The following is a 14,983-nucleotide window of genomic DNA, read 5'->3' on the forward strand; positions in this document are numbered from 1 at the left end:
ACTCAAAATTAACAATTAACATTAGAAAACGATCATTTTCCATTAAGAGCTAACTGAAATATGAATAAAACCACTTATCCATATTTCAGCAGTGCATGAGAAATACTAATTGATATGCAGAGGCTAAATTAGATTTTTTCAGTCGAATAAGGAGTGAGAAGAGAGCCAATCTGGTAAGTCATTCAACCCCATGGCTTGACGAAGCAATTGAGGTTTAATTCCGGGTAAATTATCAGCCAGAGATAACCCAATATCTCGTAAAAGCTTTTTCACTGGATTATTGCCGTCGAATAATTGACGAAAACCCTGCATCCCAGCCAGCATCACCGCTGCGCTATGTTTACGACGGCGTTCATATCGACGTAAATAGAAATGCTGACCAATATCTTTGCCCTGGCAATGTAAACGACGTAATTCACCTATCAGTTCTGCAACATCCATGAAACCCAAGTTTGCTCCCTGACCTGCCAATGGATGAATGGTATGAGCAGCATCGCCCACTAAAACCAAACGGTGAGCAGCAAAGTTACGAGCATAACGACCAGTCAGAGGGATTGTCTGACGTTCACTGATCAACTCACACCGGCCAAGACGCATATCAAAATCTACCGCCAATTGTTGATTGAAAAACGTATTATCAAGCTGTTTGAACTGATCTGCTGATTCACCTGGCAGTGACCAAACAATAGAACACAAATGCGGATCAGCCAGAGGCAAAAACGCCAAAATACCATCACCATAAAAAACCTGCCGAGCAACACTGCCATGAGGTTCTTCAGTGCGGATAGTCGCCACCAGAGCATGATGCTCATAATCCCAGAATGTCAGGGGAATATCAGCGTGCTGCCGTAACCAGGAATGAGCGCCATCAGCGCCAACAACTAAACGGGCAGTTAACATGCGCCCATCGGATAAAGTCATAAAAGCTTCATTCTCACCCCAGGCAACCTGCTTCAAAGCCGCAGGAGATAAGATAGTCACATCAGACAGGCTTTCTGCTTTTTTCCATAGTGTTTCACGGATAACCCGGTTTTCAATGATATGACCAAGGTATTCGAGACCATATTCAACCGCACTAAACCGAATGCGACCAAAGCTATCCCGCTCCCAAACCTCCATTTCCTGATAAGGACTGGTACGCCTATCCAGAATCTGTCGCCACACCCCAAGACGCTGTAACAGACGCTCACTAGCAGCATTAATCGCAGAAACCCGCAGCGCATACTCATCTTCAGCAATAATAGGTTGAATAGGCGGATAACTCTCCACCACAGCAACCCGCAAGCCACTGCCTTGCAAGCCACAGGCAAGCGTCAAACCAACCATACCGCCACCAGCAATAACCACATCAAATGATTGCATAATATAACGTCCTCTTATTTTGTCTGCTTTATCTGCGGTTATCTTTGGGCGACCCAACCCAAAGTCTGACGGGCCAGTATATCCCGCATAGGAGAGCATTTTTCCATCATCATCAGACCAAGGTTACGGCCAACTTGTAATGGAAAATAACGATTGGCAAATATCCGTATCAATCCATCAGTCATATCGATGGTATTTTCCCGATCTGAAACCCGTTGTTGTTGATAGTTAGCCAGAACCGAATAGGTACCAATATCCTGACCAGCGGCAAAAACCTCAGAAACAATCTGGGCCAGTGTCATAACATCTCGCATACCAAGATTAAAACCCTGACCCGCAATCGGATGTAATGTTTGAGCAGCATTTCCCACCAGCACTAACCGATGGCTAATTTGTTGATTTGCAGTGGATAGTGTTAGTGGGTAACTATGACGCTGACCAACTTCCAACATTTTGCCCAGTCTCCAACCAAATGCACGCTGTAACTGCCTCAGAAATTGTTCATTATTCCAACCAACTATCTCCTTTCGCTGCTCCAATCGATGGCACCATACCAATGAGCTTCGGCCCTCAGCCATTGGCAACAGAGCAAGCGGACCATATTCGGTGAAACGCTCAAATGCTCTACCTTGTGGATGTTCTGAAGTGAGTATATTAGTAATCACTGCAACCTGTTCATAATGGTGCTGTTGCCATTGAATGTGACAAGCGCGACCAATAGCGGAATGACTGCCATCTGCCGCTACCAACAATTCACCCTGGAGTTGCTCGCCATTCTCCAGGGTCACTATTACCGATGACGTCGTTCTCTCAACAGCCAGAACCCTGGATGGACAATACAGTGTAACGCCAGGCGCATTTTTCAGTAAGCTAAACAAACTTTGCCCAGCATGATACAGTTCGATAACATTTCCCAAAGCCGGAATGTTATAGTCTTTAGCACAAAGGTTGACAAACCCCGCATGACCACGGTCACTAACATGAACGTGAGTTATTGGTATCACATAATCTTCCAGAGCAGACCAAACCCCAATTTGTTGTAAACGCTGACAAGTACCGTAAGCCAGCGCTATCGCTCTGGCATCAAAGCCGGGGTGTTTCTGTTCCGGCTCCGCTGCTTCAATCAGGGAGACATGAATCTGCCCTTTACTCAAGGAAGATATCGCCAACGCAAGCATCGCGCCGGTCATGCCACCACCAACTATAATCACGTTCATACTTAACTTAACCCTGTTTTGCTTTCGCCATCAGAGCTTCAATCTCATCAGCTTCTTTAACAACACTGGCTGTCAGGTTTTCATTACCTGTTTCAGTAATCACAATGTCATCCTCAATACGAATACCAATACCACGATATTCCAGCGGCACATCAGCATCTGGTGCGATATAAAGCCCCGGTTCAACCGTCAATACCATTCCCGGTTCCAGAATACGATCACGCTCTACACCATAGTACCCAACATCATGCACATCCAACCCTAACCAATGGCTAAGACCATGCATAAAGAACTGGCGATATGCTTTAGTTTCAAGTAAATGTTCTACTTCGCCATGCATAATGCCCAATTTCACCAACTCTTCTACCATAATCCGCACAACATGTTCGGTCACTTTGTTGATACTGGTACCCGGCTTATACAGTTCAAGCGAGACATTCAGTGTTTTCAATACGATATCGTAAATCTCACGCTGAGCACGGGTGAATTTGCCATTCACAGGGAAAGTACGGGTGATATCTCCGGCATAACCCAAATATTCACAACCTGCATCAATTAGTACTAAATCACCCTCTTTCATTCTGCTTTCATTCTCGGTGTAATGCAGAATACAACTATTTTCCCCACTTCCAACAATCGTGTTATAAGCGGGATAACGAGCACCTTGATGAGTGAATTCGTGATGAATTTCGGCTTCCAGTTGATACTCAAACATGCCAGGGCGGCAAACTTTCATCGCGCGCATATGTGCCTGTGCACTGATTTCACCCGCCCGGCGCATAATTTCAATTTCTGCCTTAGATTTGAACAACCGCATTTCATGTACCCAAGGGCGCCAGTCAGTTATCGTTAAAGGCACTGAAAGATTACGACGACCACCTTTTCTTAACGTATCCAGCGCATGGAAGATAATCTCATCTGCATAGGCAAATTCACCCTGTGCGTGATAAACCACATCCAAACCATTCAGCAATTGATAAAGTTCTTCCTTAATATCATCAAAAGGCAAAGCTCGATCAATAGCCAATTTTTTAGGTGCGGCTTCTTGTCCAAGACGGCGACCAAACCAAATTTCCGCTGTCAAATCACGCGCTCGATTAAAAAGAATACTATGATTATGCGTATCGTCGCTCTTAATTAATATCAGCACAGCTTCCGGTTCATTAAACCCAGTCAAATAAAGGAAATCGCTATGTTGACGATAAGGATATTCACTATCCGAATTTCGGGGCGCAGGCGGAGCAGAAAAAATAATCGCTGCGCTCGCTGGAGCCATTTTTGCCAGTAAAGCCTGACGGCGGGATAAATATTCTTGTTTGACCATACCCTCTCCTGCGACTTAATTAATTATTTTGAGTTCAATAAACATCAATTAATGCAATGTTGGTTTATCATTTCTTGCGATTGATACGGCTTTAGCCTCAGTAAACGCGATATAGCAAAGTTGGGCAGCAACCCGCACATATTCAAGGACTTCTTCCAATGCCTGAGCCAATTCTTCCTGATCATCACCCTCTTCATAACCAAGCAGACCGATATTGCGCAGATCACCAATAATCTCACCAACCTCTTTCTTATCTGTCAGCTTTGGTTGAGCGACGCCCAGCCCCAGCAAAAAATGATTCACCCAACCTGCCAATGCATCAGCACGTTCAAACACATTATCTTCTTCATCAGGCAACAATAAATGGAATGTGAAATTACTGTCATCCAATGATTCAAATGTAATTTCACGTAATTCACGCAGTTGCTGGGCCAACGGATGGGAAAAAGCCAAACCATCATTAGCTAAATCATGAACTAAAGCTTGCCAGCTACTATCGCGATTACCGCCGCATAGTAGGCCGCTAATCAACCCATGCATCTCTGCAGCTGTCAATGCTACTGACTGCTGATGCAATATTTCGTCAAAAGATTGATAATCTGGTAATGAATTATGTATAGACATGTGTATTGGTCATCGTTGACGGTGGAAGTTCATGCTATGCTACCACCAAGGGGAGTCGCTATACCAGACAACAGCGGTAGCTAATCGTTAGTTATCTGCCGGTATCGCGTTGTAATGATTGGCGCTGGTTTCAATTCTACAATTCAGAATTAAAACTGGAGCGCAGTAATAAGTCAGGAAGGGGTCATGTCTGCACAACCAGTAGATATCCAGATTTTTGGGCGATCATTACGTGTCAATTGTCCATCAGAACAGAAAGAAGCACTGCTAGCTGCCGCTGTGGAACTTGAACAACGTTTAGAAAATTTAAAAGAACGCACCAAAGTAAGCAATACTGAACAACTGGTTTTTATTGTGGCATTGAATATCTGTCATGAGCTGGCACAAGAAAAAGTGAAAACTCGTGACTATGCCTACAATATGGAACAGAAAATAAAGATGCTTCAACAGACTATAGAACAGGCATTAATGGAACAAGGACGTATCACTGAGCGTACTATTGCACCAAATAAATGAATTTTATTGATAAATCATACATTAGTGAATGAATCGTTCGATAATTAAGTTGATTTCTGTATTTAGTTTCATACAATAGGCCCTATAAAGTTGCTTAGTAAGTACTGAATAAATTTCTCTGAGATGTTCGTGAACGGGGAAAGTCCCCTGAGCCGATATTTCATACATTATAGAATGTAGTGCTCCGTAGCCGGTGTGCATGCTCGGCCCGCCCGAGAAGCCTTAAGGACACGACGCTACGTTCACCTTGAACCAAGGGTTCAAGGGTTACTACCTGTAACGGCATCTTGGAGAACCTCACCTTTAATATTATTTCCGCTATTAACAGGTAGGCTCCATGCACTCAGATCCCCTGTTATCACCGAGGCAAAACCTCAGAAAGCAAATGCGCCAAAAGCGCCAAGAATTATCCCCTGAGCAACAATCTCTCTTTGCAAAACAAGTTGCTGAACGCGCAATTAACCACCCCAAAATTCGCCAGGCTAATAACATCGCGTTGTTTCTTTCATTCGACGGTGAAATTAATACATGCCCACTGATTAACCTGCTTTGGCAACAAAATAAGCAGATTTATTTACCTGTATTGCATCCTTTCAGCCGTCATCATTTGTTATTTTTACACTATCAACCGAATACTAAACTTGTTAGAAATCGTTTCAATATAGAAGAGCCACCACTGAATGTTCAGCAAGTTTTACCCTTATTTGAACTGGAGATCATGATGATTCCGCTGGTTGCCTTTGACCGAAAAGGGCAGAGGCTTGGCATGGGAGGCGGCTTTTATGATCGCACCTTAAGCCAATGGCAACAAAAAAATTTCTATCCAATTGGTCTGGCTCATAACTGCCAATTAGTTGATTCACTGCCATCAGCTAAGTGGGATATCCCACTACCTGAAATCATCACTCCCGAAAAAATCTGGCAATGGTAGTAAAAAAATGGGCACATCATATAATGCGCCCATTTATCTCATGTCAAAATAATTAATAAAGCAGACGTGAACGGATAGTACCCGGCAATGCTTTCAGTTTTTGAAGTACCATTTCAGCCTGAGCGGGTGTCTCAGTTACAATATCAATAACCACATAGCCCATATCTCCACTGGTACGCAAGTACTGAGCAGCGATATTGATATCCTGTTCAGCAAATACCTGGTTAATACTGTTCAGTATACCTGGACGATTTTCGTGAATATGCAGAAACCGGTTGGTATCATCAGCATGAGCCGGAAGGGAAACTTCAGGGAAATTTACTGCCGATAAGGTAGAGCCATTATCAGAATATTTCGCCAGTTTTCCTGCTACTTCATAACCAATATTTTCCTGTGCTTCCTGAGTAGAACCACCAATATGTGGGGTCAGCAACACATTATCAAATTTACACAGAGGAGATTCAAACGGATCATTATTAGTCGCCGGTTCAACCGGGAACACATCCACCGCCGCCCCTGACAGGTGTCCACTTTCCAGTGCATCACATAATGCCGGAATATCCACTACCGTTCCGCGTGAAGCATTAATCAGGATAGCCCCTGGTTTCATCAAGGCAAGTTCTGTCGTACCCATCATATTCTTAGTTGATGGTGTTTCTGGTACATGCAAGCTGACCACATCACTCATATTCAGTAACTCTGATAAATGGCGTACCTGATGAGCGTTACCTAATGGTAGTTTGTTTTCAATATCGTAAAAATAAACATCCATACCAATACTTTCAGCCAGAATACCAAGCTGAGTACCAATATGACCGTAACCGATAATACCTAATTTTTTACCGCGAACTTCATAGCAACCCTTAGCCTGCTTATCCCACACGCCACGATGAGCTTTTGCATTCGCTAAAGGAATACGACGCAGTAACAACAACAACTCACCAAGCACCATCTCAGCAACAGAACGGGTATTAGAAAACGGCGCATTAAAGACAGGAATACCACGTTTGGCTGCGGCTTTCAGATCAACCTGGTTAGTACCGATACAAAAACACCCTACAGCAACTAATTTTTCCGCGACCTGAAAAATGTCTTCTGTTAGTTGCGTGCGAGAACGGATACCAACAAAGTGGGCATCACGAATTGCTTCTTTTAACTCCCGGGAATCTAATGCTCCTTTATGATATTCGATATTGCTATAGCCTGCTCCTCGCAGATTTTCCACCGTGCTCTGATGAACACCCTCCAATAGCAAAAATTTAATCTTATCTTTTTCCAGAGATACTTTAACCATTTATCCAGCCTATTGTTACGCTTCGTTACATTTCAGATTCATTCTCTCAACATAACAAAAAAAACAGATACGGCAATATAAACGATTGCTATCCTTATCTAATAAGCCTCAATAAAAGTGTTATTATGCAGCATAAAATGATGCAGGAAAGAATAAAATTAATATTTAGACTATATAATCATTAGAGGAGAAAAATATATCACTAAATTTTTACTTATCATTAAGCGTGAAAAAATTTTAAGGGCGAAAGATTCCGCCCTCTATAAATAATATTATTGAGTGATAATTTTCACTCCATCTAATGTTCCCATCAATACAATATCCGCGCCACGATTAGCAAACAGACCAACAGTCACGACACCTGCAATACCATTAATTTTATTCTCTAACTCCATAGGATCGAGAATTGATAAATCATGAACATCAAGGATTACATTACCGTTATCAGTCACAACATTCTGGCGATATTTGGGTACACCCCCTAATTTCACTAATTCACGAGCAACATATGAGCAAGCCATCGGAATCACTTCAACTGGCAGAGGGAATTTCCCCAATACATCAACTTGCTTAGAAGCATCAACGATACAAATGAATTTCTTCGCTATTGCAGCAATGATTTTTTCACGGGTCAATGCAGCACCACCGCCTTTAATCATCTGCATATTGCCATTGATTTCATCTGCACCATCAACATAGATATCAAGGGAATCCACTTCATTACAATCGAATATAGGAATTCCCAGACTTTTTAACTTCTCAGTAGAAGCCTCCGAGCTAGAGACTGCCCCTTTAATCTGATCTTTAATTGATCCAAGAGCATCAATAAAATGCGAAGCCGTTGAACCCGTCCCCACACCCACAATCGTTCCTGGCGTGACAAATTCGAGCGCCGCCCAACCTACTGCTTTTTTTAGTTCATCCTGAGTCATATCAATTCACTGCCCATACCAGTTACTTAAGGAAAGTCTGTCGGCTAGTATAAACAATAATTTGCCTCATCCACTGAAAAAATATGGCATAGTGCAATACAGCCAAATCAATGGAGAATCTTTCTGTAATGAAACGCCCTGATTACCGAACACTGCAAGCCCTGGACGCTGTTATTCGTGAGCGTGGTTTCGAACGCGCTGCCCAGAAACTCTGTATCACTCAGTCCGCAGTTTCTCAACGTATCAAACAGTTGGAGAATCTGTTTGGTCAACCTCTGCTGGTGCGCACCGTTCCTCCTCGTCCCACTGAACAGGGGCAAAAGCTACTAGCGCTATGGCATCAGGTAGAATTACTGGAAGAACAATGGTTGGGCGATGAATATGGTGTAGATACTCCACTCCTGCTTTCACTAGCAGTCAACGCCGACAGTCTGGCCACCTGGTTATTACCGGCATTGCATCCAGTACTTGCTGATTTGCCTATCCGACTAAATATTCAAGTTGAAGATGAAACCCGTACTCAGGAACAATTAAGAAGGGGTGAAGTCGTTGGCGCAGTCAGTATTCAACCGCAGCCGTTACCTAGTTGTCTGGTCGATAAACTAGGGGCACTAGATTACCTATTTGTTGCCTCACCAAAATTTGCAGCCCGTTATTTTCCAAATGGAGTCACTCGTTCCGCGTTACTGAAAGCGCCTGCGGTAGCATTCGACCACCTAGACGATATGCACCAAGCATTTTTACAACAGAACTTCGACTTATCACCGGGCAGTGTTCCATGTCATATCGTCAACTCATCTGAAGCGTTTGTGCAATTAGCAAAACAGAGTTCTACTTGTTGTATGATCCCACACTTGCAGATTGATAAGGAGTTGGAAAGTGGTGAATTGATCGATCTGACACCCGGTTTATGTCAGCGCCGGATGCTTTATTGGCATCGCTTTGCACCGGAAAGCAGAACAATGAAAAAAGTGACTGACGCCCTGTTGAAACTTGGGCGTCAGATGTTAAGACAAGATGACTCTCATTAATGCTTTAGTTCAAATACAACATCAACCTGATCGCTGAAGTTGATGCTATCCTGCTGGTAAGTTTCACCTACTCCAGCAGCACCTCCCGCCATAAGAACATCACTATTGCGGTATTTCATGTGACCAATCGCTTCTGGTGCCCGATAATTGATGCTATATATTGAGCCCAATTTGCTGTTAAAACCTTTAGCCAATGCACCAGCCTGCTCAATTGCATTCTCGATTGCTTTCTGACGGGCTTCATCACGATATTTTTGAGGATCATCTACACCAAACTCAACAGATGCGATTTCATTCAAACCCGCTTTTAATGCACCATCCAGCAGAGCATTAAGCTGATCCAACTTACGAACCTTCACCTCCACTGAACGAATTGCACGATAGCCTTTCAGCGTAGACTTGCCAGACCCTCCATCATATTCATAATCAGGCTGAGTACGCAGATTCGCCGCATTAATATCTTTCTTTTCAATTCCGTTCTCTTTCAGAAAATCAAAATATTTAGTAACCAGCTCATCAACCTGTTTTTTAGCACCAGAAGCATCTTTAGCAGAAATATTGACGTTAATTATCAACGTTGCCATATCTGGCTCTGCTTTAACTATCGCATTACCAGAAGTAATAATATGCGGAACCGCGGGTAAATCAGCCGCCTGTGCAGCAGGTGACAAACCTCCCGCACTTAACATTGCAGCCAAACCCAATGATTTTAATTTCACACAACCTCCGTAGAAAATCTGTTACAAAAAATTTATCCCGCGGAAAGACCGAAATATACACGGGAGAAATAAAACACTAACACACACACTGTAAGCAAAAAAGTGCCCGAGTTAACCAGAAATTATCAATCCCTGTTTAGCAAGTTGCCAGGCTATATACCACATCACAATACAGATAAAACCATTAATAATCCGTTGAGAACGTGGTTTACTTAGTACGGGTGAAAACCATGCAGCCAGAAATGCCAGAGAAAAAAACCAACTGACAGAAGCACTTGCAGCACCAAAAGTAAACCATGGTCTAAGGTCTGAAGATAGCTGACTACCAATACTTCCCAGAATAACAATAGTATCCAGATAAACATGCGGATTTAACCAAGTGACAGCAAAGATGATCGCAACGATCCGCCAACGATTTTTGGCTACACTGCCACTACCAGACTGCTCCAATTCAACATTATTCGCATGCAGAGCTGCACGAAAAGCTCCCCAACCGTACCACAGTAAAAACGCTACGCCCCCCCAAGTGACAAATTGTAGTAGTAAAGTTGACTGCCCAAGCAATGCACTACCACCAAACACACCGACACCAATCAAAAAACCATCGCTAATAGCACACAAAGTTGCACTCATTAAATGGAATTGTCTCCGGCTCCCTTGTTGCATAACAAAAGCGTTTTGTGGACCGAGAGGTAAAATCATCGCTGCACTAAGAAAAAAACCCTGCAAAAATGTTGTTAACATAACCCCCCCAATAATTATTCACTTTACTTTTCAAGATGCTAAATCTTAGGAAGAATAACTCATTAGAGGAAATAAATATTTATAATCGTTCATTAGAAATTTTAATACCTGATAAAATATAACTTTTTTACAGGAGCCCTATTTGATTAATTTAAATTAAATCAAGACAATACCCATTCATGACATTAATAAATCTATTAATTCCGTAAAAACCGAGATAAATAAATTATCGATTTCATACTGTTAGCAATTATTATCACTACTATACTCACTGTCATAAAAGACTATTTTATTTCAAAGTAATACAGAAAAAATATTAAACCAACCCCAAAAAATTAAATATTATATTAATATAGCAATAAAATATTACCGATATCGAACCCCACAATAAATTCTTTAATTATAACCACATAACAAAATAACCTGTCACGATAGATTGCAAACACTTAATTATTTACTTTATAAAATGAGACGATGATAAAAAAAACCATAAAAGACCTAAGGATTATTGGAATTTATTCACAACATTAACTATTATCTAATTACTGACTATCAAGCCAATAGAAAATGAGGTTTGCATATGAACGTATCTACAAAAAATCATGATGCTAAATTATTCCCTCAGGGGGAGAATAGTAAAAATAGAGATAATAGAGAGGAAAATAATAACAGAGACAAATCAGAATACGAAAATTATCCTGAACTTTCTCAATGGACCTTTAGATTCTAAATACTAATAATTTAACTTAAACAATGGTATTGATAGTCAGTGCTTATACCTAAGGCTAGCCCCATTAACGCTATTTGATTTATTATTTTTCATTCTCAATACTGATGTACTGTATATGCATATTAATAACTTTACACGGTCTGAATAAAAACCCATCTACAACAATAATATTTAAAAGAGAGGTTAAGATGAACGAGAAAATAGAAGTAAGAAATATAGATGTAAATAGCGATATGAATACTAATTACACTAAAAAAAGACCTAAAATCCCTCAGGAAATATACGCATATGAAGATATAAAGAAAATTCCAATCCAAGATATCCTTTCTGATGAGGAAATAGAGATTTATGGACATGAAATGCAGAAAAAAATAGAAGTAAAACCGTTGGGATCTAATAAACTTGTTGTTGTTACCAAAGCGACCAGATTATGTAATCTAAGATGTTCCTACTGCCATTCATGGGCTGAAGGGAAAAATAATACAATGAGTTTTAGTAGCTTAGTTGCCATGACGAAAAGGATACTTGATATTCCTGATTTAATTAGAATTGAATTTGTCTGGCATGGTGGTGAAGTTACAAGATTAAGACCTGAATTTTTCATAAAGTTCATTTGGTTACAACAACATATTAAGAGAGATAACCAATTCGTTACCAATGCGATACAAACAAATGCTGTGAATATAAGTGAAAAATGGATCGCATTGATAAAAAGATTAAATATTAGCGTTGGAATAAGTCTCGATGGCCACCCCGAAATTAATGATAGCAGGAGAGTTGATCTAAAAGGTATTGGTACTTCTAAAAGAATAGAAAAAACAATACAAACATTTAGAAATAACAGCATTAAATATGGCGGGCTAGTTGTCGTTGATCGGCTTATATTTGAATCAGATAAAAGAGAACTATTAGACTATTTTGCAAAAATAAACCTCAATGATCTTGTTTTTCTGGATATCGTTCCAGATAACAGATTGCTTCCTGGAGAATCTCCAGGTGACAGTTATATCAATTACTTCGAATACATGGACTTTCTCTCAGAACTATTTCTGATTTGGTGGAAAGAATATAAAGACATAATTAACATTCCTTTATTTAACTCATTTGTTGGTGTTTTGAAAGGTGCCAGTAATGTTCTAATGTCATGTTATTGGTCAGAAAAATGTCATCAAGAAGTTGTTACAATTGAGCCAAATGCAACCGTATCTGCCTGTGATAAATACGTCGGAAGCGAAAACTTTTACTATGGTTCATTACTTGATAATGATTTAAAAACATTATTGGAAAGTTCTATACATTATGAAAAATCAGAAGAAGAAGAAATCGATAATAATAACAACATGAGAAATTGCCAGTGGTTTAATCTATGTCATGGTGGATGCCCACAAACGAGAATAAGTAACAGAAAACATAATAAAATGTACTCAGATACATTAGCATGTTGCGGAACTGACAAGCTACTTAATACAATTTCGGGAGTTTTATGATGGAGAACAATAATAAAGACACTAATTTTAATAAAGATGGAATAAATAAATTCACTTTCGTAGAATCAACATTGAGCAATGAAGAAATCATTGACATACATGATATAATGACGAACTCAGGAGAATTAAGACCTATTGAATACCTTAAATTATGCCAGCGTGAGATTAAAGAATCAAAGAGAATAGTTCTACTATGTCGTCACAATACAGAGTTTGTCGGCATGGCACACATTCTCTTAATATCTGAACGTACATCATTTAATGACCTGGGAATTATTGAACTCCATGACCTTTGGATTAATCCAAAGTGGAGGAAAAATGGCATAGCACTTCCTTTCTCTCGCAAATTAGAGGAAATTTGTTATCAACGACTTAACGTAAAAATGGTTGGACTGGCGATACAACTTTATAAAAATAATGAATATATTTTACGATTTTATATGAAAACTGGCTATAAACCCATTGATTTACAATTAGATGGTGCTAATACTGTATTATGGATGACAAAAGAAATAGAACCTTTTTAAGTGACTAATATTGAACTATCAATATCAGAATCTATCCCAATAGGCGTAATTATTACAAGCAATAGCAAATAAAATAGCCTAATGGATTTCGCGGTAATTCAATCCGGTCTGAGCGATTACAAAATCAATAAATCACCAACCGGACTGAATTCTGCCAATCATAGCACCAACATCGATGCCTCAATATAAATATACGCGAAGAAGATCGAGATGATAATCAAACATTAATCGCTCACTCTATTTCGCAATACAGCTTGACTCTGATGCAAATACACATCCATTTGTGGATAAGGAATACCGATATTGTGCTTATCTAATGCACGTTTAAAATTTTCCATCAAATCCCAATAAACGTCCCAGGCATCACCATTGGTAGTCCATACACGCACAATAAAATTCAGCGAAGATGGCGCCATTTCATGTAAACGGATCGTCACACCTTTGTCATGCTGAATACGACTATCTGCCGCAATTACGTCGCCCAACACTTTTTTAACTTCATCAATATCCGCATCATAGGCAACCCCAACCATTATCTGAGTTCGACGGTTTGGTTCACGACTGGTATTAATAACATTATCTGCAATAATTTTCCCATTCGGAATAACAACGATTTTGTCATCGGCTGTACGCAATGTGGTAGAGAAAATCTGTACCTGGGTCACTGTGCCTTCAACTGCCCCCAGAATGACATATTCACCCGCACGGATTGGACGAAAAGCAACCAGCAACACGCCTGCAGCAAAGTTAGACAGAGAACCCTGTAAAGCCAAACCTACGGCCAAACCAGCAGCACCGATAACCGCAATCACAGAAGCTGTCTGCACACCTAACTTGCCCAGGACCGCAATAATAGTAAACGCAATAATCAAATAACGGACAACAGCAGCCAGAAAATCTGACACAGTTACATCAATGCCGCGCAACGACATAACTCTTTTCACGCCCTTACTGATTACTCTTGCCGCCATCAATCCCAATACAAGAATCAGCACCGCAGCAACAATATTGACCAGATATTGAATGATTAAATCCTGATGACTGATAAACCAGTTTGTAGCCTCATTAAGACCACCAGACAGACTGATATCTTCCATTAAAACCACCTTGATTATTTAACAATTCAACTATAATGAAATAAACAAAACTACCCGATGACTATTAATCATAACAAGTATTAATTGCAAGAAAAAAACTATCGTGTCAGAAGATTATTTCTGTCTATACCCAAGAAACTTCAAGATGCAGTTTTTAGCACCTGAAAATGGTCATTAATTCTCGATGTCAGCGAGTCCGCTATATCCGGTAGCGTTGTGGTGAAAAATTTGAACACTTTGTCTCGAAATTCCTGTTTATTAGCGAAATAACGGTTATTTCGAACCTGTTCATTCATGACCTTCCATAATCGCTCTATCGGGTTTAAATTGGGACTGTAGGGAGGAAGGTAATGTAACTCAATATTGCTGATATAAGCCCAGTCCTTCACCAGATGCGCTTTGTTGTAACCCGCCCCATCCACAATAAGATGAATTTTTTGATGATAGT

Annotated in this window: 16 protein-coding genes and 1 other RNA gene; 7 read left to right on the forward strand and 10 right to left on the reverse strand. The window is 40.4% G+C overall.

Features of this window, described 5'->3' with window-relative positions:
* Positions 1-138: 138 nt before the first annotated feature.
* The 4 genes from ubiI to BO26_RS09610 are packed head-to-tail and all read right to left on the reverse strand — an operon-like array spanning position 139 to position 4,527.
* On the reverse strand, positions 139-1,362 hold the full coding sequence (gene ubiI, locus BO26_RS09595) for an FAD-dependent 2-octaprenylphenol hydroxylase (protein WP_036771053.1): 1,224 nt from the start codon (positions 1,360-1,362) through the stop codon (positions 139-141).
* A gap of 38 nt (positions 1,363-1,400) precedes the next feature.
* Entirely contained in the window at positions 1,401-2,579 is a 1,179-nt protein-coding gene (gene ubiH / locus BO26_RS09600) for a 2-octaprenyl-6-methoxyphenyl hydroxylase (protein WP_036771054.1), read from the reverse strand.
* Between the two features lie 7 nt (positions 2,580-2,586).
* Positions 2,587-3,903, reverse strand: a complete 1,317-nt coding sequence (gene pepP / locus BO26_RS09605) for a Xaa-Pro aminopeptidase (protein ID WP_036771055.1) — start codon at positions 3,901-3,903, stop codon at positions 2,587-2,589.
* 48 nt (positions 3,904-3,951) lie between these two features.
* Positions 3,952-4,527, reverse strand: coding sequence for a YecA/YgfB family protein (locus BO26_RS09610; protein ID WP_036771056.1), 576 nt, complete (start codon positions 4,525-4,527; stop codon positions 3,952-3,954).
* Between the two features lie 186 nt (positions 4,528-4,713).
* Between BO26_RS09610 and zapA the strand changes: the two genes are divergently transcribed.
* The 3 genes from zapA (at position 4,714) to BO26_RS09620 (ending at position 5,974) form a co-directional block, all read left to right on the forward strand.
* Positions 4,714-5,043 carry a cell division protein ZapA gene (gene zapA, locus BO26_RS09615; protein ID WP_036771057.1) on the forward strand — a complete coding sequence of 110 codons (330 nt, stop codon included), beginning with the start codon at positions 4,714-4,716 and terminating at the stop codon, positions 5,041-5,043.
* 112 nt (positions 5,044-5,155) lie between these two features.
* Positions 5,156-5,341: non-coding RNA, 6S RNA (gene ssrS, locus BO26_RS22055), on the forward strand.
* A 39-nt stretch (positions 5,342-5,380) separates the two neighbouring features.
* Complete coding sequence (locus tag BO26_RS09620; protein ID WP_036771058.1) at positions 5,381-5,974, forward strand: 5-formyltetrahydrofolate cyclo-ligase; 594 nt, start codon at positions 5,381-5,383, stop codon at positions 5,972-5,974.
* Between the two features lie 52 nt (positions 5,975-6,026).
* Here the strand turns inward: BO26_RS09620 and serA are convergent, their stop codons facing one another.
* Entirely contained in the window at positions 6,027-7,268 is a 1,242-nt protein-coding gene (gene serA / locus BO26_RS09625; RefSeq protein WP_036771059.1) for a phosphoglycerate dehydrogenase, read from the reverse strand.
* Between the two features lie 272 nt (positions 7,269-7,540).
* Entirely contained in the window at positions 7,541-8,200 is a 660-nt protein-coding gene (gene rpiA / locus BO26_RS09630) for a ribose-5-phosphate isomerase RpiA (protein WP_036771060.1), read from the reverse strand.
* Positions 8,201-8,328: 128 nt separating this feature from the next.
* On the opposite strand from rpiA, the gene BO26_RS09635 reads away from it, so the two are divergent.
* Positions 8,329-9,231, forward strand: a complete 903-nt coding sequence (locus tag BO26_RS09635; protein ID WP_036771061.1) for a LysR family transcriptional regulator ArgP — start codon at positions 8,329-8,331, stop codon at positions 9,229-9,231.
* Here the strand turns inward: BO26_RS09635 and BO26_RS09640 are convergent.
* Both BO26_RS09640 and argO read right to left on the reverse strand, forming a co-directional pair.
* Complete coding sequence (locus tag BO26_RS09640) at positions 9,228-9,950, reverse strand: oxidative stress defense protein (protein ID WP_036771062.1); 723 nt, start codon at positions 9,948-9,950, stop codon at positions 9,228-9,230. The two genes, BO26_RS09635 and BO26_RS09640, sit on opposite strands and share 4 nt — an antisense overlap.
* Positions 9,951-10,061: 111 nt before the next feature.
* Positions 10,062-10,694 (reverse strand): arginine exporter ArgO, encoded by a 633-nt coding sequence (gene argO, locus BO26_RS09645; RefSeq protein WP_036771063.1) that lies wholly within the window; start codon positions 10,692-10,694, stop codon positions 10,062-10,064.
* Positions 10,695-11,274: 580 nt separating this feature from the next.
* On the opposite strand from argO, the gene BO26_RS23455 reads away from it, so the two are divergent.
* The 3 genes from BO26_RS23455 (at position 11,275) to BO26_RS09655 (ending at position 13,438) form a co-directional block, all read left to right on the forward strand.
* Positions 11,275-11,424: a hypothetical protein gene (locus tag BO26_RS23455; protein ID WP_157835541.1), complete on the forward strand. Its 150-nt coding sequence runs from the start codon at positions 11,275-11,277 to the stop codon at positions 11,422-11,424.
* Between the two features lie 188 nt (positions 11,425-11,612).
* Positions 11,613-12,911 (forward strand): darobactin maturation radical SAM/SPASM protein DarE, encoded by a 1,299-nt coding sequence (gene darE / locus BO26_RS09650; protein WP_036771064.1) that lies wholly within the window; start codon positions 11,613-11,615, stop codon positions 12,909-12,911.
* On the forward strand, positions 12,908-13,438 hold the full coding sequence (locus BO26_RS09655) for a GNAT family N-acetyltransferase (protein ID WP_036771065.1): 531 nt from the start codon (positions 12,908-12,910) through the stop codon (positions 13,436-13,438). The genes darE and BO26_RS09655 overlap by 4 nt, the downstream gene beginning before the upstream one ends.
* A 224-nt stretch (positions 13,439-13,662) precedes the next feature.
* Here the strand turns inward: BO26_RS09655 and mscS are convergent, their stop codons facing one another.
* Both mscS and BO26_RS09665 read right to left on the reverse strand, forming a co-directional pair.
* Positions 13,663-14,535, reverse strand: coding sequence for a small-conductance mechanosensitive channel MscS (mscS, locus tag BO26_RS09660; RefSeq protein WP_036771066.1), 873 nt, complete (start codon positions 14,533-14,535; stop codon positions 13,663-13,665).
* A gap of 140 nt (positions 14,536-14,675) precedes the next feature.
* Positions 14,676-14,983, reverse strand: a 308-nt coding sequence (locus BO26_RS09665) for an IS630 family transposase (protein ID WP_036771070.1), incomplete at its 5' end; no start/stop codon positions are given.

This window comes from Photorhabdus australis DSM 17609 (genome assembly GCF_000711895.1).
GTDB lineage: Bacteria > Pseudomonadota > Gammaproteobacteria > Enterobacterales > Enterobacteriaceae > Photorhabdus > Photorhabdus australis.